Annotated in this window: 25 protein-coding genes; 14 read left to right on the forward strand and 11 right to left on the reverse strand. The window is 63.2% G+C overall.

Annotated features, from left to right (window positions below; genetic code table 11):
* Positions 1-26: 26 nt before the first annotated feature.
* The 3 genes from BVH06_RS24775 (at position 27) to BVH06_RS24785 (ending at position 2,257) form a co-directional block, all read left to right on the forward strand.
* Entirely contained in the window at positions 27-593 is a 567-nt protein-coding gene (locus BVH06_RS24775; RefSeq protein ID WP_075935819.1) for a GNAT family N-acetyltransferase, read from the forward strand.
* A gap of 119 nt (positions 594-712) precedes the next feature.
* Entirely contained in the window at positions 713-1,582 is an 870-nt protein-coding gene (gene tesB, locus BVH06_RS24780) for an acyl-CoA thioesterase II (protein ID WP_075931837.1), read from the forward strand.
* Positions 1,583-1,651: 69 nt separating this feature from the next.
* Entirely contained in the window at positions 1,652-2,257 is a 606-nt protein-coding gene (locus BVH06_RS24785) for an HAD family hydrolase (RefSeq protein WP_075931836.1), read from the forward strand.
* Here the strand turns inward: BVH06_RS24785 and cueR are convergent.
* The 3 genes from cueR to BVH06_RS24800 all read right to left on the reverse strand — a co-directional run bounded on the left by cueR (position 2,224) and on the right by BVH06_RS24800 (position 5,504).
* Entirely contained in the window at positions 2,224-2,655 is a 432-nt protein-coding gene (gene cueR, locus BVH06_RS24790) for a Cu(I)-responsive transcriptional regulator (RefSeq protein WP_075935820.1), read from the reverse strand. The genes BVH06_RS24785 and cueR overlap by 34 nt on opposite strands.
* 4 nt (positions 2,656-2,659) lie before the next feature.
* On the reverse strand, positions 2,660-5,032 hold the full coding sequence (locus BVH06_RS24795) for a heavy metal translocating P-type ATPase (protein WP_075935821.1): 2,373 nt from the start codon (positions 5,030-5,032) through the stop codon (positions 2,660-2,662).
* A gap of 85 nt (positions 5,033-5,117) precedes the next feature.
* A complete protein-coding gene (locus tag BVH06_RS24800) occupies positions 5,118-5,504 on the reverse strand; it encodes a hypothetical protein (protein ID WP_075935822.1) in 387 nt (128 codons plus the stop codon).
* Between the two features lie 140 nt (positions 5,505-5,644).
* Here BVH06_RS24800 and BVH06_RS24805 point away from each other — a divergent pair, with 140 nt between their 5' ends.
* A complete protein-coding gene (locus tag BVH06_RS24805; protein ID WP_075935823.1) occupies positions 5,645-5,863 on the forward strand; it encodes a heavy-metal-associated domain-containing protein in 219 nt (72 codons plus the stop codon).
* On the opposite strand, the gene BVH06_RS24810 is transcribed toward BVH06_RS24805, so the two are convergent.
* A complete protein-coding gene (locus BVH06_RS24810) occupies positions 5,847-6,467 on the reverse strand; it encodes a TetR family transcriptional regulator (RefSeq protein WP_075935824.1) in 621 nt (206 codons plus the stop codon). The genes BVH06_RS24805 and BVH06_RS24810 overlap by 17 nt on opposite strands.
* Positions 6,468-6,629: 162 nt before the next feature.
* Here BVH06_RS24810 and BVH06_RS24815 point away from each other — a divergent pair, with 162 nt between their 5' ends.
* A complete protein-coding gene (locus BVH06_RS24815; protein ID WP_075931830.1) occupies positions 6,630-7,820 on the forward strand; it encodes a multidrug effflux MFS transporter in 1,191 nt (396 codons plus the stop codon).
* 3 nt (positions 7,821-7,823) lie between these two features.
* On the opposite strand, the gene BVH06_RS25820 is transcribed toward BVH06_RS24815, so the two are convergent.
* From BVH06_RS25820 to BVH06_RS24835, 5 genes are all read right to left on the reverse strand, one after another.
* Positions 7,824-8,000 carry a hypothetical protein gene (locus BVH06_RS25820; protein WP_168172945.1) on the reverse strand — a complete coding sequence of 59 codons (177 nt, stop codon included), beginning with the start codon at positions 7,998-8,000 and terminating at the stop codon, positions 7,824-7,826.
* Between the two features lie 370 nt (positions 8,001-8,370).
* Positions 8,371-9,162: a Crp/Fnr family transcriptional regulator gene (locus BVH06_RS24820; RefSeq protein ID WP_075935825.1), complete on the reverse strand. Its 792-nt coding sequence runs from the start codon at positions 9,160-9,162 to the stop codon at positions 8,371-8,373.
* A gap of 160 nt (positions 9,163-9,322) precedes the next feature.
* Complete coding sequence (locus BVH06_RS24825; RefSeq protein ID WP_075929323.1) at positions 9,323-9,595, reverse strand: TfoX/Sxy family protein; 273 nt, start codon at positions 9,593-9,595, stop codon at positions 9,323-9,325.
* Between the two features lie 102 nt (positions 9,596-9,697).
* A complete protein-coding gene (locus BVH06_RS24830; RefSeq protein ID WP_075935826.1) occupies positions 9,698-10,054 on the reverse strand; it encodes a pentapeptide repeat-containing protein in 357 nt (118 codons plus the stop codon).
* 67 nt (positions 10,055-10,121) lie between these two features.
* On the reverse strand, positions 10,122-11,675 hold the full coding sequence (locus tag BVH06_RS24835) for a bifunctional aminoglycoside phosphotransferase/ATP-binding protein (protein ID WP_075935827.1): 1,554 nt from the start codon (positions 11,673-11,675) through the stop codon (positions 10,122-10,124).
* 117 nt (positions 11,676-11,792) lie between these two features.
* Here BVH06_RS24835 and mrcB point away from each other — a divergent pair, with 117 nt between their 5' ends.
* The 3 genes from mrcB to BVH06_RS24850 are packed head-to-tail and all read left to right on the forward strand — an operon-like array spanning position 11,793 to position 15,199.
* Entirely contained in the window at positions 11,793-14,111 is a 2,319-nt protein-coding gene (gene mrcB / locus BVH06_RS24840; RefSeq protein ID WP_139315733.1) for a penicillin-binding protein 1B, read from the forward strand.
* Between the two features lie 12 nt (positions 14,112-14,123).
* Positions 14,124-14,870 (forward strand): M48 family metallopeptidase, encoded by a 747-nt coding sequence (locus BVH06_RS24845; protein WP_075935828.1) that lies wholly within the window; start codon positions 14,124-14,126, stop codon positions 14,868-14,870.
* Complete coding sequence (locus tag BVH06_RS24850) at positions 14,867-15,199, forward strand: YqcC family protein (RefSeq protein ID WP_075935829.1); 333 nt, start codon at positions 14,867-14,869, stop codon at positions 15,197-15,199. Before BVH06_RS24845 ends, BVH06_RS24850 begins: the two co-directional genes overlap by 4 nt.
* Before the next feature lie 18 nt (positions 15,200-15,217).
* Here BVH06_RS24850 and BVH06_RS24855 read toward each other — a convergent pair whose 3' ends face one another.
* Positions 15,218-15,658 (reverse strand): DUF4124 domain-containing protein, encoded by a 441-nt coding sequence (locus BVH06_RS24855; RefSeq protein WP_075929317.1) that lies wholly within the window; start codon positions 15,656-15,658, stop codon positions 15,218-15,220.
* Positions 15,659-16,132: 474 nt separating this feature from the next.
* Between BVH06_RS24855 and BVH06_RS24860 the strand changes: the two genes are divergently transcribed.
* Positions 16,133-17,863 carry an acetolactate synthase 3 large subunit gene (locus tag BVH06_RS24860; protein ID WP_075929546.1) on the forward strand — a complete coding sequence of 577 codons (1,731 nt, stop codon included), beginning with the start codon at positions 16,133-16,135 and terminating at the stop codon, positions 17,861-17,863.
* A gap of 1 nt (position 17,864) precedes the next feature.
* The gene (gene ilvN / locus BVH06_RS24865) at positions 17,865-18,356 is read left to right on the forward strand and encodes an acetolactate synthase small subunit (RefSeq protein ID WP_075929316.1); all 492 of its coding nucleotides are present in this window, start codon (positions 17,865-17,867) and stop codon (positions 18,354-18,356) included.
* Positions 18,357-18,414: 58 nt separating this feature from the next.
* Here the strand turns inward: ilvN and ilvY are convergent, their stop codons facing one another.
* Entirely contained in the window at positions 18,415-19,293 is an 879-nt protein-coding gene (gene ilvY, locus BVH06_RS24870) for an HTH-type transcriptional activator IlvY (RefSeq protein ID WP_075935830.1), read from the reverse strand.
* Between the two features lie 128 nt (positions 19,294-19,421).
* Here ilvY and ilvC point away from each other — a divergent pair, with 128 nt between their 5' ends.
* From ilvC to msrQ, 4 genes are all read left to right on the forward strand, one after another.
* Positions 19,422-20,438, forward strand: a complete 1,017-nt coding sequence (gene ilvC, locus BVH06_RS24875; RefSeq protein ID WP_013789974.1) for a ketol-acid reductoisomerase — start codon at positions 19,422-19,424, stop codon at positions 20,436-20,438.
* A gap of 151 nt (positions 20,439-20,589) precedes the next feature.
* Entirely contained in the window at positions 20,590-21,405 is an 816-nt protein-coding gene (gene pssA, locus BVH06_RS24880; RefSeq protein ID WP_013789975.1) for a CDP-diacylglycerol--serine O-phosphatidyltransferase, read from the forward strand.
* A 62-nt stretch (positions 21,406-21,467) separates the two neighbouring features.
* The gene (msrP, locus tag BVH06_RS24885) at positions 21,468-22,481 is read left to right on the forward strand and encodes a protein-methionine-sulfoxide reductase catalytic subunit MsrP (RefSeq protein WP_075935831.1); all 1,014 of its coding nucleotides are present in this window, start codon (positions 21,468-21,470) and stop codon (positions 22,479-22,481) included.
* Entirely contained in the window at positions 22,481-23,098 is a 618-nt protein-coding gene (msrQ, locus tag BVH06_RS24890; protein ID WP_075935832.1) for a protein-methionine-sulfoxide reductase heme-binding subunit MsrQ, read from the forward strand. The genes msrP and msrQ overlap by 1 nt, the downstream gene beginning before the upstream one ends.
* The last annotated feature ends 433 nt before the right edge of the window (positions 23,099-23,531 follow it).

A 23,531-nucleotide genomic window follows, 5' to 3' on the forward strand; every position in this document is an offset into this window, starting at 1 on the left:
CATCGGGTGAACCTGGGGCAGTATGCATGAGAAGCGAAAGGGATGGGGCCGAGCTGCAGACGCCGCGTCTGCTCCTGCGCGCCTGGCGTGACGAGGATCTGGACGAGTTGGCCACGCTGTGCGCGGATCCGGCGGTGATGCACTATTTTCCGGCGCTCCTGGGCCGCGAGCAGAGCAAGGCGCTGCTCATCCGCCTGCAACAGCACTTCGCCGATCACGGCTTTACCTTCTGGTCGCTCTGGCAACGCGAAGATGGTCGCTTCGTCGGCATGACTGGGCTGGCCAACGTCGGATTCGAGGCGAGTTTCACACCGGCGGTGGAGATCGGCTGGCGCCTGTCGCCGGCATTCTGGGGGCAGGGCCTTGCCCAGGAAGCGGCGCGTGCCTCGCTGGATTTTGCCTTTACGCGCCTGGCGGTGGATCGCGTGGTGGCATTCACCACACTCAGCAACGCGCCGTCGCAGCGAGTGATGCAAGCCCTCGGCATGCAGCTGGCTGGCGAGTTCGAGCATCCGTCGCTGGCGCCCGGGCATGCGCTGCGCCGGCACGCGCTTTACGAAATGCCCGTGAGCAAATGGCCGAAGCAGGGCTGAGCCTGTCATCAGTGGCACCACGGCGCGATTCCTGAGCGCCGGCAAAGGCATTACCATTCACCGTCCGCGCACCCCGCGCGAGTCGTAGCATCGCCCACTCAGGGCCGTGGAGAACCGTTATGAGTCAAGTCCTGCAAGAGTTGGTGGCGCTGCTGAGCCTGGAAGCCATCGAGGAAAACCTGTTCCGCGGCGTGAGCCAGGATCTGGGCTTTCGCCAGCTCTTCGGCGGTCAGGTACTTGGCCAGTGCGTGTCGGCGGCCACCCAGACGGTCGAGGCCGACCGCCATGTGCATTCGCTGCACGGTTACTTCCTGCGCCCCGGCGATGCCACGCTGCCGGTGGTTTATCAGGTCGACCGCGTGCGTGACGGCGGCAGCTTTAGCACGCGCCGGGTAACGGCGGTACAGAAGGGCAAGGCGATCTTCACCTGCAGCGCTTCGTTCCAGAACCAGGAAGAAGGCTTCCACCATCAGGTGCAGATGCCCGACGTACCCGGCCCCGAAGGCCTGCGCTCGGAGACCGAACTGGCCAGCCTGGTGGCCGACTCGCTGCCTCCGCGGGTGCGCGAGCGCGTGCTGTTCGACAAGCCCATCGAGATCCGTCCGGTCACCGTCGACAATCCGTTTTCACCCCAGGTCAGCGAGCCGGCCAAGTACGTGTGGTTCCGCGCCGACGGAGAGCTGCCGGATACGCCGGCGATTCACAAATACCTGCTGGGCTACGCCTCGGACTTCAACCTGCTGACCACCTCGATGCTGCCTCACGGCGTGTCGGTATGGCAGAAGTTCATGCAGGTCGCCAGCCTCGATCACTCCATCTGGTTCCACGGCAACCTGCGCATGGACGACTGGCTGCTCTATGCCATGGACAGCCCCTGGGCCGGCAATGCCCGCGGTTTCTCCCGCGGCAGCGTCTTCAATCGCCAGGGCCAGCTGGTCGCCTCGGTGGCTCAGGAAGGGCTGATTCGCCTGCGCGACGATTGGCGTTGAGGCGAAGTCGCGAGACCAAGGCCCGAGCGGTTATGCTGCGGCCTCGATTCCACGCTTGCCGGAGGGGCGATGAGCCTGCAGCGCTATAGCCATTGGGTTTTCGACATGGACGGCACTCTGACCATTGCCGTGCATGATTTCGCCGCCATCCGCGAGGCGCTGGACATTCCACCCGACGACGACATCCTCCATCATCTGGCCGCCCTACCGCCCGAGGTGTCGAGGGCCAAACACGCCTGGTTGCTGGAGCACGAGCGCGAGCTTGCCGTTGCCTCGCGCCCGGCCGCGGGTGCCGTGGCCCTGGTGCGTGGCCTGCAAGCACGCGGCGTTCGCCTGGGCATCCTCACCCGTAACGCGCGGGAGTTGGCGCTGCTGACCTTGCAGGCCATCGGTGTGGAAGATTGCTTCGCGCCGGACGACATCCTCGGCCGTGACGAGGCGCTGCCGAAGCCCGATCCCGGCGGCCTGCTGCACCTGGCCGACCGCTGGCAGGTCGCCCCGCGAGACATGGTGATGATCGGCGATCATCGCCATGACCTGGCCTGTGGCCGCGCCGCCGGCACCGCCACGGTGCTGGTCAACCTGCCGAGCAATCCGTGGCCTGAGCTGGCCGATCACTTCGTCGCCGATTGCACCGCGCTTCAGCGTCTGGCGCTGGGCGTTGCAGCTGGCTGACAGCAGCCGCTGCCGGCCTGCAGGTCTTCGAGTATCGGGCAGTCGGGACGCTGGTCGCCCTGGCAGTGATCGACCAGCGTTTGCAGGGTGTCACGCAGGGCTTCGAGTTCGGCGATCTTGCCGTTGAGCGCTTCGATATGTTCCACCGCCAGGGCCTTCACATCAGCGCTGGCCCGCTCGTGGTCGTGCCACAGGGCCAGCAGCCGGCCGGACTCGGCGAGCGAGAAGCCCAGGTCACGGGCGCGACGGATGAAGCGCAGGCGCTGCAGGTCGTCGTCAGCGTACTGGCGATAGCCACTTTCGCTACGCCCCGCGTTGGGCAGCAGGCCAATGGCTTCGTAGTAGCGGATCATCTTGGCGCTGAGCCCGGTGTGCTTGGCAGCCTGACCGATATTCATCGCGTTATTCCTCGAAATGGGGGCGCCAGGTTTTCAACAGCAGAGCGTTGCTCACCACGCTGACGCTCGACAGCGCCATGGCCGCGCCGGCGAGCATCGGATCGAGCAGCCCGAAGGCCGCCAGGGGAATGCCCACCAAGTTGTAGATGAACGCCCAGAACAGATTCTGGCGGATCTTCGCATAGGTGCGCCGGGCGATATCCAGGGCCGCAGGCACCAGGCGCGGGTCGCCGCGCATCAGGGTGATGCCGGCTGCCTGCATGGCCACGTCGGTGCCGCCGCCCATGGCGATGCCGACGTGTGCCGCGGCCAGGGCCGGGGCGTCGTTGATGCCGTCGCCGACCATGGCCACCACGCCGGCCTCTTTCAGCTCGGTGACGATACGCGCCTTGTCCGCTGGCAGCACCTGGGCATGTACCGACGCGATGCCTAGCTGGCGGGCGACGGCCTGAGCGCTGCCTCGGTTATCGCCACTGATCAGGTGGCTGTGGATATGCCGTGCGTCGAGGGCGGCGATCGCTTCACCGGCGCCGTCCTTCAGGGTATCGCCAAAGGCGAACAAAGCCAGCACCCGTGGTGTGTCGCCCTGTTCGATCAACCAGGACAGGGTACGGCCTTCGGCCTCCCAGTCATGGGCGGCCGCGGCCAGTTCCGTGGGTTCGGCGGCGCCGCTCTCCTCGAGCAGGCGACGATTGCCGAGTTGCAGGGCGCGCCCTTCGACCTGCCCGGCGATACCGCGACCGGCCAGGGCCTGGCTGGCGCCGAGCGAGGCCAGTGCAGCGCCGGCCTCCTGGCAGCCCTGCAGCACCGCCTTGGCCAGCGGGTGCTCGCTGCCCTGTTGCAGCGTACCGGCCAGGCGCAGCGCTTGTTGATCATCGATCCCAACGGCGTGCAGGTGCGCGATTCGCGGTGTGCCCGAGGTCAGGGTGCCGGTCTTGTCGAAGGCCACCACTGTCACGCCATGGGCAACCTCCAGGGCTTCGGCGTCCTTGATCAGAATTCCATGGCGGGCGGCCACGCCGGTCCCTGCCATGATCGCCGTGGGCGTAGCCAAGCCCAGGGCGCACGGGCAGGCGATCACCAAAACGGCCACGGCGTTGAGCAGCGCCTGCTCGATGCCAGCCCCGAGGGCTAGCCAGGTGATCAGGGTCAGCAGGGCGACCAGCAGGACCACCGGCACGAACACCTGGCTGACGCGATCCACCAGTTTCTGGATCGGCGCCTTGGCAGCCTGGGCGTCCTCGACCAGGCGGATGATGCGCGCAAGCACGGTTTCCGCACCGAGGGCGGTGGTCTCGATCAGCAGACGGCCTTCGCCATTGATCGCGCCGGCGGTCACCCGGTCGCCGGGCACCTTGGCCTGGGGCAGGCTTTCGCCGCTGATCAGCGCCTCGTCCGCGTGGCTGGCGCCCTCCAGCACCTTACCGTCGACCGCGAAGCGCTCGCCGGGCTTGACCACGATATGCTCGCCCACGCTCAGCGCGCTGAGCGCCACCCGCTGTTCGACGCCGTCTTGCAGGCGTGTGGCCTCGTCGGGGCGCAGCGCCTGCAGAGCGCGAATGGCACCCGTGGTCTGGCGCTTGGCGCGGCTCTCCAGGTATTTGCCGAGCAGGATCAGGGCGATGATCACCGCCGAGGCTTCGAAGTACAGGTGCGGCGCGTGCCCGGCCGGGGTGATCGCCCATTGATAGAGGCTCAGGCCATAGCCGGCGCTGGTGCCGAGGGCGACCAGCTGATCCATGTTGCCGGCGCCGCTGCGCAGCGCGTGCCAGGCGGCGCGGTAGAAGCGCGCACCGAGTACGAACTGCACCGGGGTGGCCAGCAGGAACTGCGCCCAGGCCGGCAGCATCAGGTGCACGCCAAAAGGTGTCAGCAGCATCGGTAGCACCAGCGGCGCGGCCAGGAGTAGGGCCAGTGCCAGCCGCCAGCGCTCAGCGGTGAGGTGGCGGTCACCATTCACTGCAGGTGCGGTCACGGGGCTGGCCGCGTAGCCCGCGGCATCGACGGCGTTCAGCAAGGCCTGAGTCTCGGTACCAGGCAGCACCTCTACCCGGGCACGCTCGGTCGCCAGGTTGACGCTGACCGCCAACACGCCGGGCTGCTTGCCCAGCGCACGTTCGACGCGGCCCACGCAGCTGGCGCAGGTCATGCCGGTGATAGCCAGGTCCAAATGCTGCGCTGGCACCTCATAACCCGCCTTTGCCACGGCCGCCACGAGTGCCGGCAGTTGCTCGGCAGGAGCCTGCACCCGCGCCCGCTCGCTGGCCAGGTTTACATGGGCAGTGGTGACCTGCGCCACGCCGCGCAAGGCGCGCTCGACCCGGCCGGCACAGCTGGCGCAGGTCATACCGCTGATCGGCAGGTCGAAAGTAGGCATGGCGATCTCCGCAATTCCAGGCAGTTGCCCACAGGATCAACCTTGCCACATGGGTAAGGTCAAGCCCTGGCGGTAACGGGAGGGGTCACTGGCTGGAAGGCGCGGGTGTCAGGTAAGGCCCGGAAGGGCTCAGGCCGATGCGATAGCGGCGGATCTCGCCGGCGGTGAGGCTCAGCCGCTGGCTGTCGAGGGGCGTGATGCCGGCCTGGCAGTTTTCCGTGCCGATCATGCCCAGGCGCACCGACACATCGCCGGGCGGCAGGTTGAACGACACCGACTGGCCCTGGAACAGCCGGGCGGCGAGCTGATCCTGCAGGTACACGCCGAATTCGCACGGCGAGGCGACTTCCAGGCGCTCGCGGGAAACGATCAGCACGGCGTAGCCATCGCCCATGGTGGTGTGCGACGGCAGCACCTGGGAGAGCGCCGGCAAGGGCAGGGCGAGAAACAGTGAGAACAGGAGGCGGGTCATGGTCAGACCATAAGAGGGTTGAGTGATCTGAGCTTGGCTGAGGTTGGCCGGTTCAACAAGCGGTCTGTTGACCTTGCCACGATGGCAAGCTCGATACTCGCCAGCACCCCAATCCAAACCCATGAGCAGAGGAGACGACGATGCAGATATTCAAGGTGGAAGGCATGACCTGCGCACATTGCGAGCGCGCGATCACAGGTGCCGTACAGGCGATCGACGCCTCGGCGCAGGTGCAGGTCGATATCGCGGCGGGTGAAGTGAGGGTACACACCACCCACCCGGTCGATCAGGTGCTCGAAGCGATCATCAACGAAGGTTACAAGGCCGAAGCGGTGCCTGCGGCTAAGACCAGTCGCTGATCAGGCCGCGAAACAGCCCGTCGATCATGATCGGCCCATCGTGCTTAGGGTCGAACAGGTTGTTGTCGCGCAGCCAGTCGCTGAGCATGCCGACGATCAATGCATGCAGGGTGCGGGCGGCCAGGCGAGGTGTCATGCCTGGGCGCAGCCGCTGCTGGGTGGCCGGCTGGGCGAAAATCATCTCGCACAGGGCGATGAACTGATTGATGAACGCCTCGTGGCGTTCTTCCGCCTCGCGCAGTTCTTCGGTGAACTCGCAGCGGTGCAGCAGAATGGTGAAGATCCGCCGCTTCTGTTCGTCTTCGGCGATCCCGGCGATACCTTCCACGCAAAGCGTGTGCAGTGACTGCAGGCCATTGCCCTGGTCGTTCTCGACCAGGCGCCCAGCCAATTGCTCCGGGGGCAGGCGTACCTGGCTGAGCATGTCGTGAAACAGATGGGCCTTGTTCTGGAAGTGCCAGTAGACAGCCCCGCGGGTCACCCCGGCGTGCTTGGCGATGTGTTCGAGGCTGGTGTGAGCGACGCCCTTTTCCAGAAACAGTATTTCGGCAGATGCCAGTATGGTGGTGCGGGTCTGCTCTGCTTGTTCTTTGGTTCGACGCATACGACAGGAATCGATCGGTTCAGGAAGCAGCAAGTGTAATTATTTTTTGCAGCGGATGTTTGTTTTACAGACGAACTTGTATGTAATTGTCGGCGTCCACTTCTTTCAAGCGCCTCAACCGTCTTTTTCGCCGGAGGGGGACACCTGTCGAGTACATCGCCAATGCCGCTTCGCCTGTTACTGATCCTTGGCGCGCTCAGCGCCTTCGGCCCACTGGCCATCGATTTCTACCTGCCCAGCTTTCCTGCGTTGGCGCTGGCGTTCGATACCGACACCGAGCACGTGCAGCTCTCGCTGGCGTCCTATTTCGCTGGCCTGGCGATTGGGCAACTGGTGTACGGGCCGCTGGCCGACCGCTTCGGCCGACGCACGCCTTTGCTGGTCGGGGTGTCGTTGTTCACCCTGGCGTCGTTGGCCTGCGCCCTGGCACCGAGCCTGGAGTGGCTGATCGCCGCCCGTTTCGTCCAGGCCCTGGGCGGTTGTGCGGGCATGGTGATTTCCCGCGCGGTGGTGCGTGACCTGTGCGACCCGATCAGTTCCGCCAAGGTGTTCTCGCAACTGATGCTGGTGATGGGGCTGGCGCCGATTCTCGCGCCGGTGGCGGGCGGATTGCTGCTGAATCTGTTCGGCTGGCCATCGATCTTCGTCTGTCTGACGCTGTTCAGCGCGGCCTGCCTGGTCGCCCTCGCTCTGTGGCTGCCGGAGACGCTGAGCCCGAGCATTCAGCCACCGCCCCTGAGCGGCGCGCTGAGGGAATACATGCGCCTGTTCGGTGATCTGCCGTTCATTGGCCATGCACTGACCGGCGGTCTGGCCATTGCCGGCATGTTCGCCTACATCGCCGGTTCGCCCTTCGTGTTCATCGAGCTCTACGGCGTGCCGGCCGAGCACTACGGCTGGCTGTTCGGCACCAACGCTGCAGGCTTCATCCTCGCCGCCCAGGTAAACGCCTGGCTGGTGTCACGGCATGGGCCGGCTTACTGGGCCAGGCGCATCGTCTGGTTCTATCTGGCCTGCGGCACCGGGCTGCTGGTGCTGGCGTGGGTAGGGCCGCAAGCCCTGTGGCCATTGATGGTGCCGCTTTTCGGCTGCATCGCCTCGCTGGGGATTCTGCTGCCCAACACCTCTGCTTGCGCCATGGCTGGGCAGGGCCGCCATGCCGGCAGCGCCTCGGCGCTGATGGGCAGCCTGCAATTCACCATCGCCGCCAGTGCGGCCTCCATGGTCGGCGTGCTGCACGATGGCAGCGCCGTACCCATGGCGCTGGTCATCTTCAGCTGCGGCGTGCTGGCAGTGGGCGCGTCGCGTTTCACCCGTTGGGCAGAGCGTCGCGCCGGCCACCCGAACGGTTGACGCTCAGCCGGCCTGGCGTTTTTCGGCCGGCAGCGGGTGCGGAGCCTGCACCCGTGCCTGAAGCGTCGCCACGAACCGGCGCGCTTCCTCTTCACTGCGAAAGCTGACCTGATGCTTGCCCAGGCGCACCTGCCAGCAGGTGCCGAGGGGGCCTTGCGATGCACGGATCTGGATGTCCATCGACGTGTCTCCCGGTGAGGTGGAGACAGTCTAGCCAGTGCTCGCGTATCTGCCATGGCGCCGCTTAACGGATGAAATGGTCGTGAGCTTGGCGCGCTTGCCACTTTATCCCAGGCAAAAAAAGACCCGGCAATTTGCCGGGTCAATAACCGTGATTAGCCTGATGAGGAGATAACCTGAAGAGTCCGACCTAGGGCTCTTGAGCTTATCGACCGATCTCGCGATCAGCTGATGCAAATAATAGCAATTCTCATTACATAGTCAACAGTCGGTTGGAAATTATTTCTTCCGATCGTCGCCATAGCTATTTTCGGCCCGCCTCAAACGCGAAACCCGGCGCATGGCCGGGTTTCTGGGGAGAGGTCTTCGGTCAGTCAGGTTGGCGCAAGCCGGTGACTTCCTTGTTGAGCAGGTCGATGCGCCTGGCCATGCTCTCCACCAGGCTGTGGGCGATGCGCGGGTTGCTTTCCATCAGGCTGAGGAACTGATCCTTGGGAATCACCATCACGGTGCAGGCCTGGCTGGCCAGTACGGTGGCACTGCGCTTTTCGTGGGTGAATACCGCCATGGCGCCAAAGATCTCGTCTTTCTGCACGTCGCCGACCTTCACGCCATCGACGAAAGCCTCGGCGTGGCCATCGATGATGATGAACACATGGTCGGCTTCATCGCCCTGGTTGATCAGCGCATCGCCCTTGGCGAAATGCTTGAAGCCGGTCGCTGGTCGGATCTCGGGTTGCTTGATGCGCGCCAGGGCGTCGGACAGCAGGGCGGTATGCCCAACCAGGTACTGGATGAACAGTTCCTGGCGAGACTCGTTGGCATAGATGTGCTTGAACACATCGCTGCGCGAGTAGGGAATCAGCGTCAACGGCTCATCGCTGGTGTATCGGCAACTCGGCAGGTCGATGCCCTGGCGCAACCCGACCAGGTCGCCCTCCTGCAGGTAGAAGAGCGGGCGCTCGTCGACCAGCGCATGCAGCAGGCCGTTATCGATGATGAACAGCTGGTTGCTGGGCAGATCGCTCGCCAGGTTTTCGCTGCGCTCGATCTGCAGCGGCTCGCCACAGGGGCTGAGCCCGTCGAGTAGTTTCCCGGGGATGCTCTGCAAGCGGCTGATCAATTGGTCGGCGTAAGCCGGTTGTTCCCCGAGTAGATACATGGTGATTCCTTGGGCTGCTCATGCTGGAAACGCACGAAAATCCCTGAAACGATAATACTCGCCGCGCTTCAGGTAAATCGGTCTCGCTGGGGCTTGTGAACCAGCGCCTGTTCCGGCCCGTGGTGACGCTGTCACCGCGGAGACAGGCGAGCGTTCTGGCCTAGATCCGGTCATCGTTGACGGCCGCTTCGAGTTGCAGGTTCAGGCTCTCCTTGCGCGCCACCGGAAGCTCGCTCCAGTGAATGTCGAGCAGCGCGCCCTCGATGGAGTAGAGCAGCACCTTGGATGCACGGAAGCCGCGGGCCCGAACTGCCCGGTAGGCCTCCACGGCACCGTGCCTGCGCAGGTCGCTGGCATTGTGGATACCCACCGCGTGCAGCCATTGCGACGAAGTCTTGCCGAGGTTCTTGAGGGTCTGCAATTCATCGTTCACGCCATCTCCTCCTGCTGCCACCCGAGCAGCGACGCCCTTGGCCACCGTCAAGACAGTGTAGTGTCGCCAGGCCGCGCTGTTGTGACCTCGCGTTACAGGCTGCTACAGGTGATTGGGGTGGGTGCGGTAGCGCAGGCGGGTACCGAAATTCATCGACATGAGGATTTCGTCGACGCTGAGCTCGACCGGGAAATAGGCGCCCGATATCTGCGCGTGGGCGATGCTGGCGCCTTCGAGTTGTGCGCTGCGAAAGTCGACGCCGCGTAGATCCGCGCCCCGGAAATAGGCGTCGGTGAAGTCGATGCCCTCGGCATCCAGGGCACGTAGATCCAGGCCGCGGAAGTCACCACCGCTCAGGTCGATGGTTTCGCCTTGCGGCCGCTGCTTGTTGAAGCCTGCGACGTCGTCGTTGTGCAGCAGTCGGTAGAGCGGGGTGTCCAGCTGGCGCGGTTGGCTCATGGTGGCAGTCGTCCGGGGGAGGCTTACTGCCAGTATAGAAGAGCTTTGACGCGCCGCTGGCCGGCCGTCAGAGGCTGGGGAAGCGCTGGCGAACCGCGCTGACCAATTCGGCCAGGCTGGCGCTGTCCGGGGTGTCCACGCGCTTGCTGTAGGGCAGCTCGGCCTCTTCCAGCGGATCCTGACCGGCGCGCTGCGCCTCGATCACCGCCAGGGTCGCATCGGAGGGGTCGCGGCCTTCCTGCTGGCGCTGCTGCAGCCAACTGGCGAGGACCGAATCCGGCGCGTGGCAATCGATGATCAGGAAGGGCACGCCGGTCTCGTCGGCGATGCGCTGAGCGGCCTGGCGCTGCGGGCGCTTGAGGAAGGTGGCGTCGAGCACCACCGGGTAGCCGGCTTGCAAGGCCAGCTCGGCCAGGGCGTTCAAGCGCTGATAGACGGTATCGCTGGCGTCCTGGCTGTAGATGCCCGCATTCAGTTCGCTGGCGGTCTGCTCACCCAGCAGGCGTTTGCGCTCGACGTCGGAGCGGATGCGAATCGCACCCAGGGCCTCGACCAGGCGCAGCGCGACCTGGCTCTTGCCAACCGCCGATACGCCGCGGGTGATCGCCAGCAGCGGCGAGGGGATGGCGCTGTAGCTTTCGGCCAGGCTGGCGTAGGCGCGGTATTGGCGCAGGATCACCGCACGCTGCACGGCATCCTGCTCCTGGCCGAGGCGGAACAGCGCGACCTTTGCGCGGACCAGAGCGCGGTGCGTTTTGTACAGATTGAACAGTTTGAGCGAGCCGTAATCGCCGGTATGTTCCAGCCAGCTGTTGAACAGACGGCGCGCCAGGCACTTGAGGCCGCGGTCTTCCAGGTCCATGACCAGAAAGGCGGTATCCAGGGCGATGTCGGTGAAGCGGAACGGCTCGTTGAACTCGATGCAGTCGAACAGCGTGGCGCGGCCGTCCAGCAAGGTGGCGTTACCCAGGTGGATGTCGCCATGGCATTCGCGGATGAACCCATCACGCGCCCGTGCTTCCAAATCCGGCCACAGGCGCTCCAGGCTGGTTTCGGTCCAGGCTTCCAGGGCATCGAGCTGCTGCAGGTCGGCCTTGTCGCTGAGCATCGGGCGGATCTGCTCGAAGTTCTGCCGCAGCGGGGCGACGATGGCGGTGGCGTTGCTCAGCGCATGATCGGCCGCGACCACGGGGGTGTCGCGGTGGAAGTCGGCGATCTGCTTGGCCAAGGCGTCGATATGCGCTTCATTGAGTTCACCGCGGGCCTGCACCTGGGCCAGCAGTTGCTCCTGCGGGAACTGGCGCATCTTCAGGGCGTACTCCAGCACCGGACCCTCGCCGCCGATATGCGGCGCCTCGACGCTACCATTGATCGGCAACACCTCCAGATACAAATCCTCAGTAAGGCGCTGGTTGAGGCGCAGCTCCTCCTCGCAGAAGTGCTTGCGCGCGTCCAGCGAGGTGAAGTTAAGAAAGCCGAAGTCGACCGGCTTCTTGATCTTGTAAGCGTAAGGGCCGGTCAGCACGACCCAGGAAATATGGGTCTCGATGACACTGAAACCGTCCACCGGGTGCGGATAAAGGGCCGGGTTCTGCAAGGCGGTAATCAGGGCTTGGCTCACGGACGATCCTTGGCATTCAGAAGTGGGAACAGGCGCGCATTATGGCCGCTCGCTGGCACAGTGCAAACCGCTGGCAGTCGCTGCCGGCGCTTCGCAAAGTGCGTATAATGCCGCGCCATGACTCGTACCCGATCTTCCCGCTCCCGTTCCAAACGCCGCCCCCGTGGCATGCGCCCCCTGCTGGGCTGGGCTGTAAAGCTTGGCTTGGTCGGCCTGGTGCTGTTCGCCGGTTTTGCGGTTTACCTCGATGCCATCGTCCAGGAGAAATTCTCCGGCAAGCGCTGGACCGTGCCGGCCAAGGTGTACGCCAGGCCACTCGAGCTGTTCGTCGGCCAGAAACTGGCCAAGGACGACCTACTCAAGGAAATGGACGCCCTCGGCTATCGCCGCGAGAGCGTGGCCAATGGCCCGGGCGCGGTAGCCGTCTCCGGCAACAACGTGTCGCTGCATTCGCGTGGTTTCCAGTTCTATGAGAGCGCCGAGCAGGCCCAGCAGGTCAATGTGCGTTTTTCCGGTGACTACGTCGCCTCGCTGACCAAGGCCGACGGCAAGGACCTGGCCGTGGCGCGTCTCGAGCCGATGCTGATCGGCGGCCTGTACCCGGCGCACCAGGAAGACCGCGTACTTATCAAGCTCGATCAGGTTCCGGCCTATCTGGTGGAAACCCTGGTGGCAGTCGAGGATCGCGATTTCTTCGACCACTTCGGCGTCTCGCCCAAGGGCATCGCCCGTGCCGTGTGGATCAACGCATCGGCCGGCCAACTGCGCCAGGGCGGCAGTACCCTGACCCAGCAGTTGGTGAAGAACTTCTACCTCACCAACGAGCGCAGCCTGACCCGCAAGATCACCGAAGCGATGATGGCGGTGCTGCTGGAGCTGCATTACGACAAGCGCGAAATTCTCGAGGCCTACCTCAACGAGGTGTTCCTCGGCCAGGACGGCCAGCGCGCAGTGCACGGCTTCGGTCTGGCCAGCCAGTACTTCTTCAGCCAGCCGCTGTCCGAACTCAAGCTCGACCAGGTCGCGCTGCTGGTCGGTATGGTCAAGGGGCCGACCTACTACAATCCGCGTCGCAATCCTGAGCGGGCGCTGAACCGCCGCAACATGATTCTCGATCTGCTGGCCGAGCAGGGCGTGGTGTCGCCTGAAGAGGCCGCCGCCGCCAAGGCGCGTCCGCTGGGCGTGACCCAGCGCGGCAGCATGGCCAATGGCTCGTTCCCGGCGTTCCTGGATCTGGTCAAGCGCCAGTTGCGCCAGGATTACCGCGATGAGGATTTGACCGAGGAAGGCCTACGCATCTTCACCAGCTTCGACCCGATCCTGCAGCTCAAGGCCGAGGAGGCGCTGGCGGAAACCTTCAAGCGCCAGGCTGGCCGCAAGGGCTCCGACGAGGTCGAGGCCGGGATGGTGGTGACCAATCCGGAAACCGGCGAGATCCAGGCGCTGATCGGCAGTCGTCAGCCGCGTTTCGCCGGTTTCAACCGAGCGCTGGATGCGGTGCGCCCGATCGGCTCGCTGATCAAGCCAGCCATCTACCTGACGGCACTGGAGCGGCCGAGCCAGTACACGCTGACCACCCGCGTGCAGGACGAGCCCTTCTCGGTGAAGGGCCAGGACGGGCAGGTCTGGAAACCGCAGAACTACGACCGCAAGGCCCACGGCAGCATCTACCTGTACCAGGGCCTGGCACATTCCTACAACCTGTCCACCGCCAAGCTCGGCCTGGAACTGGGCGTGCCGAATGTGCTCAAAACACTCGAGCGCCTGGGCGTGTCGCGTCAGTGGCCGGCCTATCCGTCCATGTTGCTGGGCGCAGGTGCGCTGACGCCGATGGAAGTCACCGGCATGTATCAGACCATTGCCAGTGGCGGTTTCAACACGCCGCTGCGGGGTATTCGCAGCGTGCTTACCGCCGAGGGCGAGCCGCTCAAGCGCTATCCGTACCAGATTCAACAACGTTTCGATGCGGGCGCCATCTACCTGTTGCAGAACGCCATGCAGCGCACCATGCGTGAGGGTACCGGCCGCTCGGTCTACAACCAACTGCCGGGCTCGTTGACCCTGGCAGGCAAGACCGGTACCAGTAACGATTCGCGTGACAGCTGGTTCGCCGGGTTCAGTCAGGATCTGCTGACCGTGGTGTGGATGGGCCGTGACGATAACGGGCCGACGCCGTTCACCGGTGCGACCGGTGCGTTGCAGGCCTGGACGGGCTTCATGCGCCGTGCTGACCCGCTGCCGCTGGACATGCCGATGCCCGATAACGTGGTGATGGCCTGGGTAGATGCAGCGACCGGGCAGGGCTCGGCGCAGAATTGTCCGGGGGCCGTACAGATGCCGTATATTCGCGGCAGCGAGCCGGCTCCGGGTGCAGGTTGTGGTATTCAGGCCCCCGTCGACTCGGTGATGGACTGGGTGAAAGGCTGGTTGGAATAAGAGAGGTTTGCCGTGAGCAAGTGGTTGATTCCCGTTTTGACCGCCTCGGTGGTTCTGGGTGGTTGTGCCAGCGTTCCGCGTGGTTCCATCCCGGTTGTGGATTCCGGTAGCTCGGCCTACGAGCAGGACGATCGCCCGGGCGGCGGTTACAACAATGCGCCGCAGCTACAGCAGCAGGCGCAGTCCATGCCCGAGGATTCGGGAGTGGTGGTAATGGTGCCAGGCGGCGGCGCGTCCTCGTCGGCGCCGATCGAGACCGACTCGGCACCGGCCGGTGCGCCTGCCAACAGCGATGGCCTGACCTTCGACGAGCCGCCGCTGAGCAGCGAGCCACTGGGCTCGCCCAATTACGGCAACTCGGCGCCATCCCAGCCGTCGACCCCTAGCGGGATCCCCAGCGGTAATGCTGGTGGTGGCCTGGCGGCCGACGAGCAGCTCGATGGCCCGGTGCTGGCGCTGCTGACCAGCGCCCAGCAGCAGCAGACCGGCGGTGACCTCAATGGTGCCGCTTCCAGCCTGGAGCGTGCCCAGCGCATCGCCCCGCGTGAGCCGCAGGTGCTTTATCGTCTGGCTGAAGTGCGCCTGGCCCAGGGTGATGCAGCTCAGGCCGAGCAGTTCGCGCGCCGCGGTTTGAGCTATGCCAATGGGCGCCCGGCCCTGCAGGCCAGCCTGTGGGACCTGATCGCCAAATCCCGCGAACAGCAGGGCGACTCCGCTGGCGCGGCTCAAGCTCGTGAGCGGGCACGGGTCAACCTGTGAGTGCAACCCCGGTAGCCCTGATTGCCGATCAGCTGCTGCTGGTCGAGCGAGCGCTGCGGGTGCAGGGCTGGTGGGAAGCGTCTCCACCCAGTGCGCAGGCACTGGCTAGCGAGCAGCCGTTCTGCATCGATACGCTGGATTTTTCCCAGTGGCTGCAGTGGATCTTTCTGCCGCGTATGAAGGCAATCATCGAGGCGGGCGCGGACCTGCCTGCAGTGTCCGGCATCCTGCCCATGGCCGAGCAGGTCTACGGCGCCGGCAATCAGCAGGCGGCGGCGCTGCTCGAGGCGCTGGGTGATTTCGACCGGCTGATCTCCGCGGGCCGCTAGGGCCCGCAGATACCCGCCTTACTGGCAGTTGTCCTTGATTGCCTGCTTGCTGTCGGCGATGCGCTTCTGGCGCTCGTCCTCACCCAGGCGGCGCATTTCCCCACCGTCTTCCACGCGCACGCGCGGGTTGTTTTCCAACTGCGCCAGGTTGTTGCGCTGGGTTTCGCAGTATTTCCTGCGCTCGGCTTCCTGGGCGGCCACTTCCTTCTTCACCTTGGCATCGGCGGCGGCCTGCTCGGGATCGGCGATGGCATCGAAGGTAGGCGCCGGTTTCGCTTCGGGGGTGGTTGAGGGTGGCGGCGCCGCCGAAGGATTGACCGTGGTGGATTGCTGACCCTGTGGCGGCTGCTCGCCGAAATGGGTTACGCCCTGGGCGTCGACCCATTTGTAGATCTGCCCGGCCATAGCGCTCGCACTCAGGGCGAGCAGCAGACTGCTGGTGAGAATCATGCGGCGCATGGAGGTTCCTTATGCATGGTCCATCGACTGATTGAAGTGCGGGCAGCGTGAAGTTGCAACGCAGGTAGCCACTATAACCAATCGGCGTTGAGCGCAGGCTGGTCTGTTTCACATCGGCGCTGTCTGCCAGGGCGTTTGGCGTCGTTGCCGGATATTACGTATTCCATCACGCATCGCTTGACTTGCCGCCAGCGAATATCAACAATCGACTGCTCGCTGTAGTGGGGTCAGCCGCAAGCTGGCTTCAGCTCAGTAGACATGAGGCGCTACCCGCGCCGACCTTTCGTTACACCCGCAACGCGTTACCTCGCGCTGGGTGGGAAAGTCCCGCAACACATCTGGGGCAGTCCCAATACTTGCTCAGTAGTAGCTGACGTAGTCGGCGACCACAGTCGCTCATGCTCTGCTGACAGTAAACCTACTCGGGCCGACCCCGCAAAAGGGCGGTTTTCTGGCGTAATAGAGGTGAACAACGTGGAGCTTTTATCCGGCGCTGAAATGGTCGTCCGCTCGTTGCGTGACGAAGGCGTTAAGTACATCTATGGGTACCCGGGCGGTGCCCTCCTGCACATCTATGATGCCTTGTTCAAAGAGCCGGAAGTGACCCACATCCTGGTTCGTCACGAGCAGGCGGCGACCCATATGGCGGACGGCTATGCCCGTGCCACCGGCAAGGCCGGTGTGGTACTGGTGACCTCCGGTCCGGGCGCGACCAATGCCGTGACCGGTATCGCCACGGCCTACATGGATTCGATCCCGATGGTGATCATCTCCGGCCAGGTGGCGAGCACCGTGGTCGGCACCGACGCCTTCCAGGAAGTCGACATGGTCGGCATTTCCCGCCCGATCGTGAAGCACAGCTTCATCATCAAGCATCCTTCAGAAATCCCCGAAGTCATCAAGAAGGCTTTCTATCTGGCCGAATCCGGTCGTCCGGGCCCGGTGGTCGTCGATATCCCCAAAGACATGGGGGATCCGACCCAGAAGTTCGAATACAGCTACCCGAAAAAGGTCAAGCTGCGCTCCTACAGCCCTGCTGCCCGTGGCCACTCCGGGCAGATTCGCAAGGCGGCGGAAATGCTCGTCGCGGCCAAGCGCCCGATCATCTATTCCGGCGGTGGCGTGATCCTCGGCGGCGCTTCTGCGCAACTCACCGAGCTGGCCCGTGCCCTCAACGTGCCGGTCACCAACACCCTGATGGGCCTGGGCGCCTACCCGGGCGATGACCGTCAGTTCGTCGGTATGCTCGGCATGCACGGCAGCTACACCGCCAACCTGGCGATGCACCATGCCGACGTGATCCTGGCCGTTGGCGCGCGCTTCGATGACCGCGTCATCAATGGCGAGACCGCTGCCAAGTTCTGCCCGAACGCGAAGATCATCCATATCGACATCGACCCCGCGTCGATCTCCAAGACCGTCAAGGCCGACATCCCGATCGTCGGCCCGGTGGATAGCGTGCTGACCGAAATGGTCGCCGCCCTCAAGGAAATCGAGCAGGCGCCGGACAAGGAATCGCAAGCCACCTGGTGGAAGCAGATCGACGAGTGGCGCGGCGGTGGTCGTCTGTTCCCCTATAACGAGGGTGACGGTTCGATCATCAAGCCGCAGACCGTGATCGAGACGCTGTGCGAAGTCACCAAGGGCGAGGCATACGTCAGCTCCGACGTGGGCCAGCACCAGATGTTCGCGGCCCAGTACTATCGCTTCAACAAGCCCAATCGCTGGATCAACTCCGGTGGTCTGGGCACCATGGGCTTCGGCTTCCCGGCGGCCATGGGCGTCAAGCTGAACTTCCCGGATGCCGATGTCGCCTGCGTGACGGGCGAGGGCAGCATCCAGATGAACATTCAGGAGCTGTCGACCTGCCTGCAGTACGACCTGCCGGTGAAGATCATCAACCTCAACAATGGCGCGCTGGGCATGGTTCGCCAGTGGCAGGACATGCAGTACAGCAGCCGTTACTCGCACTCCTACATGGAGTCGCTGCCTGACTTCGTCAAGCTGGCCGAGTCCTATGGTCATGTGGGCATGCGCATCACCGACCTCAAGGACCTCAAGTCGAAGATGGAAGAGGCGTTCGCGATCAAGGATCGCCTGGTGTTCCTCGACATCGCCGTGGATACCAGCGAGCACGTCTACCCGATGCAGATTCGTGGTGGCGCGATGCGCGACATGTGGCTGAGCAAGACGGAGCGTACCTGACATGCGTCATATCATTTCCCTGCTGCTGGAAAACGAACCGGGAGCCCTGTCGCGCGTAGTCGGCCTGTTCTCCCAGCGTAACTACAACATCGAGAGCCTGACCGTGGCGCCGACCGAAGACCCGACCCTGTCGCGTCTGACGCTGACCACCATCGGTCACGACGACACCATCGAGCAGATCACCAAGAACCTCAACAAGCTGATCGAGGTGGTCAAGCTGGTGGATCTGTCGGAAAACCCCCACATCGAACGCGAGCTGATGCTGGTCAAGGTGAAGGCCACCGGCGCCCAGCGCGCCGAGGTCAAGCGCACCACCGACATCTTCCGTGGGCAGATAGTCGACGTGACGCCAAGCGTGTACACCATCCAGCTGGCCGGTACCAGCGACAAGCTGGACAGCTTCATCCAGGCCATCGGCACTGCGCTGATCCTGGAAACCGTCCGCAGTGGTGTCACCGGTATCGCCCGCGGCGACAAGGTGCTGAGCATCTGATCGCATCGCTCGAACCAAGAACCCCGCCACGTGCGGGGTTTTTTATGCCAGGGATTCGTTACTGACGGTTCCAGAAGGCAGCGATCAGCGGGTCCTTGAGGCGCTTGTGCAGGGCGAACAGGCCGATGTCGTAGTCGGTCAGTGGTGGCTGGATATCGTAGAGGCGGATACGCGCGGCCAGCGGGCTGTTGTCCAGCACGATCTGTGGCACCACGCCGATGCCGAAGCCCAGGCTGACCATGCTGACGATGGCTTCGTTGCCGCTGACCTGGGCATAAATGCGCGGCTTGATGTTGTGATGCTTCAGCCAGCGATCGGTGCGGGTTCGCGCCAGGCCTTCCTCGGAGAGAATCAGCGGCACGTCCTGCCAGCTCTCTGCGCCTGGGCTCCTCAGTTGTTCGTCGCTGAGCAACTGCGGGGATTGCGGGCCGATGAAGCGCAGCGCCGAGCGGGTGATCGACTGAAACTCGACGCCGGCCGGCAGGCTGTCCGGGCGTGCACCGATGGCCAGGTCTTCCTGGCCCTGCTGCACACGCTCGACGGCCTTGGCCGGGTCGCCGGTGTGCAACTTCATTTCGATGCGTGGGTAATCCTGACGGAAACTGCTGAGGATCTCGTAGAGGAAGCTGTAGCTTGCCGTCACCGAACAGTACAGCGACAGCTCGCCATGCAGGATCAACTGATCCTGCTTGAAGGTCTGGCGGATGGCCTGCCAGCCATTCATGACGTCGCTGGCGTATTCGCGAAACTGCTGGCCTTCACGTGTCAGGCGCACCGAGCGGTTGTCGCGCACGAACAATGGCGCGCCGACGTCGTCTTCGAGCTGCTTGATACTGCGGCTGAGCGCGGAGGGGCTCACGTGGTGCTCGCGGCTGGTCTTGCCGAAGTGCAGGTTGTCGGCGAGAGCGAGAAAAAGGCTGAGTGCGTGAGTATCCATTTTTGTTTCATATATCGGCATGCTGTATTGCGAATATATCATTTTACGCAATGGTTGGGATCACTTAAGGTGGCTCCGTCGCGGTGCTCTGGCACCCCATCCCTTTTCGATACACAAGAGCCAAGAACATGAAAGTTTATTACGACAAAGACTGTGACCTCTCGATCATCCAGGGCAAGAAAGTTGCCATCATCGGTTACGGCTCCCAGGGCCACGCCCAGGCGTGCAACCTGAAGGACTCCGGTGTCGACGTCACCGTCGGTCTGCGTAAAGGCTCTGCTACCGTTGCCAAGGCCGAGGCCCACGGCCTGAAAGTCGCTGACGTGGCTTCTGCCGTCGCCGCTGCCGACCTGGTGATGATCCTGACTCCGGACGAATTCCAGGGCGCCCTGTACAAGAACGAAATCGAGCCGAACATCAAGAAAGGCGCCACCCTGGCGTTCTCCCACGGCTTCTCGATCCACTACAACCAGGTCGTTCCGCGTGCCGACCTCGATGTGATCATGATCGCACCGAAGGCCCCGGGCCACACCGTGCGCACCGAGTTCGTCAAAGGCGGCGGCATCCCTGACCTGATCGCCGTTTACCAGGACGCTTCGGGCAATGCCAAGAACGTCGCGCTGTCCTACGCTTCGGGCGTTGGTGGCGGCCGTACCGGCATCATCGAAACCACCTTCAAGGACGAGACCGAAACCGACCTGTTCGGCGAGCAGGCCGTTCTGTGCGGCGGTACGGTCGAACTGGTCAAGGCTGGTTTCGAAACCCTGGTCGAAGCTGGCTACGCGCCGGAAATGGCCTACTTCGAGTGCCTGCACGAGCTGAAGCTGATCGTCGACCTCATGTACGAAGGCGGTATCGCCAACATGAACTACTCGATCTCCAACAACGCCGAGTACGGCGAGTACGTGACCGGCCCGGAAGTCATCAACGCCGAATCCCGTCAGGCCATGCGCAATGCGCTCAAGCGCATCCAGGACGGCGAGTACGCCAAGATGTTCATCAGCGAAGGCGCCACTGGCTACCCGTCGATGACCGCCAAGCGTCGTAACAACGCCGCCCACGGTATCGAAGTGATCGGTGAGCAGCTGCGCTCGATGATGCCTTGGATCGCAGCCAACAAGATCGTCGACAAAGCCAAGAACTGAGTCGAATCGATCCACGAAGAACGCGGCCCCGGCCGCGTTTTTTCGTTCTAGGACGGGCTTCTGGTATAAAGCCTGGGTATCCAGGCCGATTAGGGCGAACGCTTGTCCGGTGGCTCGGTCGAAAATTCAAATCCGATGCAAGGTGTTGTTCATGAGCGAGCGTCCGCAAGAGCCCAAGTCGTCCCGAGACGACGACAGCTTACTGCCCATCGACGAGCATATTGAGGAAGGGCATGACGACGAGGGGCGCAAGGTGCGCCATCGCGGTATCTACCTGCTGCCCAATCTGTTCACGACCGCGAACCTGTTCGCTGGCTTCTATTCCATCATCAACGCCATGAACGGTAACTTCTACGTGGCAGCTGCCACGGTGTTCGTTGCCATGGTACTGGATGGCCTGGACGGCCGCGTGGCGCGCCTGACCAACACGCAAAGCGCCTTCGGCGCCGAATACGATTCGCTGTCCGACATGGTTGCCTTCGGTGTCGCACCGGCGCTGTTGGCGTTCGAGTGGGCGCTGGGGAGCATGGGCAAGGTCGGCTGGATGGTCGCCTTCATCTATGTGGCCGGTGCAGCGCTGCGTCTGGCGCGCTTCAATACGCAGATCGGCAGCGTCGATAAACGCTACTTCATCGGCTTGGCCAGCCCGGCCGCTGCTGGTGTGGTGGCCGGCACCGTGTGGGCGTTCAGTGACTTCGGTATCCAGGGTTCGAACATGTCGTTCGTGGTTGCCATCCTCGTCGCTGCCGCCGGCATGCTGATGGTCAGCAACATCAAGTACAACAGCTTCAAGAATCTGGATCTGAAAGGCCGCGTGCCGTTCGTGGCGATCCTGGCCGTGGTGCTGGTGTTCGCCGTGGTATTCAGCGATCCACCGCGCATCCTGCTGCTGATCTTCCTGGCGTATGCTGCTTCTGGCCCGATCCAGTATCTGCTGCGTCTGCGTCGCCGCAAGCCTGTGGAGTGATGTAATTTCCTGCAGACTCCGTAGTCTATTGGGCAGGCCTGTCCCGATACTGCGGAGTCACCATGCTGATCAAGCTGCGTCAGTCATCCGAATGCAATGAGTCGGATGTTACCCCCGAGTCCATCTACCTCTCTCGCCGTACCTTCATGTCAACTGCCGCAGCCGGAATGGCTATGAGCAGCCTGCCCGCCTGGGCGCAATCTGCCGCTGGCGAGCGCTATGCCGATGTAGAGGCTGGCAAGGCGCCGGTCTGGCTGGCCGAGCGCATTGCCGCCACCAAATGGAATGCCGTGACCGTCAAGGACGAAGCGCTCACGCCTTTTCAGGATGCCACCCACTACAACAACTTCTATGAGTTCGGCGCCGACAAGTCCGATCCCGCCGCGAACGCAGGCAGCCTGAAAACCGAGCCGTGGTCGGTGGTAATCGACGGTGAGGTCGGCAAGCCGGGGCGTTATGCGCTGGAGGACTTTCTCAAACCCTATCAGTTGGAAGAGCGTATCTACCGCCTGCGGTGCGTCGAAGCCTGGTCGATGGTCATTCCTTGGATCGGCTTTCCCATAGCGGCGCTGCTTAATAAGGTGGAACCGACCTCGGCGGCGAAGTACATCCGTTTCGAAACCCTGAAGGATCCCGAAAGCATGCCGGGGCAACGCTCGAGCTTCGGCTTGATCGACTGGCCTTATGTGGAGGGGTTGCGTCTGGATGAAGCCATGCATCCGTTGGCCATCCTGGCCGTCGGCATGTACGGTCGCGAACTGCCTAATCAGAACGGTGCGCCGTTACGGCTGGTGGTGCCATGGAAGTATGGCTTCAAGAGCATCAAGTCGATCGTGCGTATCAGCCTGGTTAGTGAGCAGCCGCAAACCACCTGGCAAAGCATTGCGGCGCAGGAGTATGGCTTCTATGCCAACGTGAACCCGGCCGTCGACCATCCGCGCTGGAGTCAGGCGCGCGAGCGCCGTCTGCCCAGCGGGCTGTTCAGCCCCAATGTTCGCGAGACCCAGATGTTCAATGGGTACGCCGATGAAGTCGCCAGCCTTTATAGCAACCTCGATCTGCGGAAGAACTATTGATGCGGCATCCGTTCTGGCGTCTCTTCGTTTTCGTGCTGGTCGCCGTATGGCCGTTGTTCTGGCTGTATCAAGCCTGGTCGTTCGCCCTGGGGCCCGATCCCGGCAAGGTGTTGGTCGAGCGACTCGGGCTGGGGGCGCTCATCCTTCTATTGATAACCCTGAGCATGACGCCCTTGCAGAAGATCAGCGGTTGGTCGGGATGGATGGCGGTGCGCCGTCAGCTTGGCCTCTGGTGCTTCGCCTATGGGTTTCTGCATCTGGCGGCGTATGCGGTATTCATTCTGGGGTTGGATTGGTCGCAGCTTGGTGTGGAGCTGCGCAAGCGTCCTTACATCATCGTCGGCGCTATCGCGCTGTTGGGGTTGTTGCTCCTCGCCCTAACATCCAACCGTTACAGCCAGCGGCGGCTGGGCAAGTCCTGGAAGAAGCTGCACCGCCTGGCTTATCTCATCTTGCCGCTCGCCTTGCTACACATGTTGTGGATCGTCAGGGCGGACTTGCGGGAGTGGGCTGTCTATGCGGTCATTGGCGCGGTATTGCTGGTGCTGCGTATCCCGGTTCTGATGCGCGCAATTCCCCGTATAGGCGGGCGTGCGCAGAAAGTTCAGCCAAAATGAAATAAACGGTTGACCTGATCTCGTGGGGGCCTATAATGCGCACCACTTCCGGCGCAGCCTGATCTGAAAACTCCTTGTAGATCAACGAGTTAGACGAAAATAAAGGTTGCACGGACGGCGAATTCGAGTAGAATGCGCCGGTATCGACAGGGTGGTTTGGGTGGTTCTGTTGATGGTTCGGTCAGGTTGATCGAAGGCGGTAAAAGAGGGTGTTGACAGCGGTTTGTAACGCTGTAGAATGCGCCTCCCGCTGGAGGGAAGATGGTCTGGTCGGGCGCTGCAAGATGTTGAGAAGAAAGAAAAAATTCTTCAAAAACAGCTTGACAGCAAATGAGGGTGCTGTAAGATGCGCGCCTCGGTTGAGACGAAAGCCTCAGCCAAACGTTCTTTAACAACTGAATCAAGCAATTCGTGTGGGTGCTTGTGAGTTAAG

The sequence above is a fragment of the Pseudomonas sp. PA27(2017) genome, from assembly GCF_001945445.1.
Taxonomy (GTDB): Bacteria; Pseudomonadota; Gammaproteobacteria; order Pseudomonadales; family Pseudomonadaceae; genus Aquipseudomonas.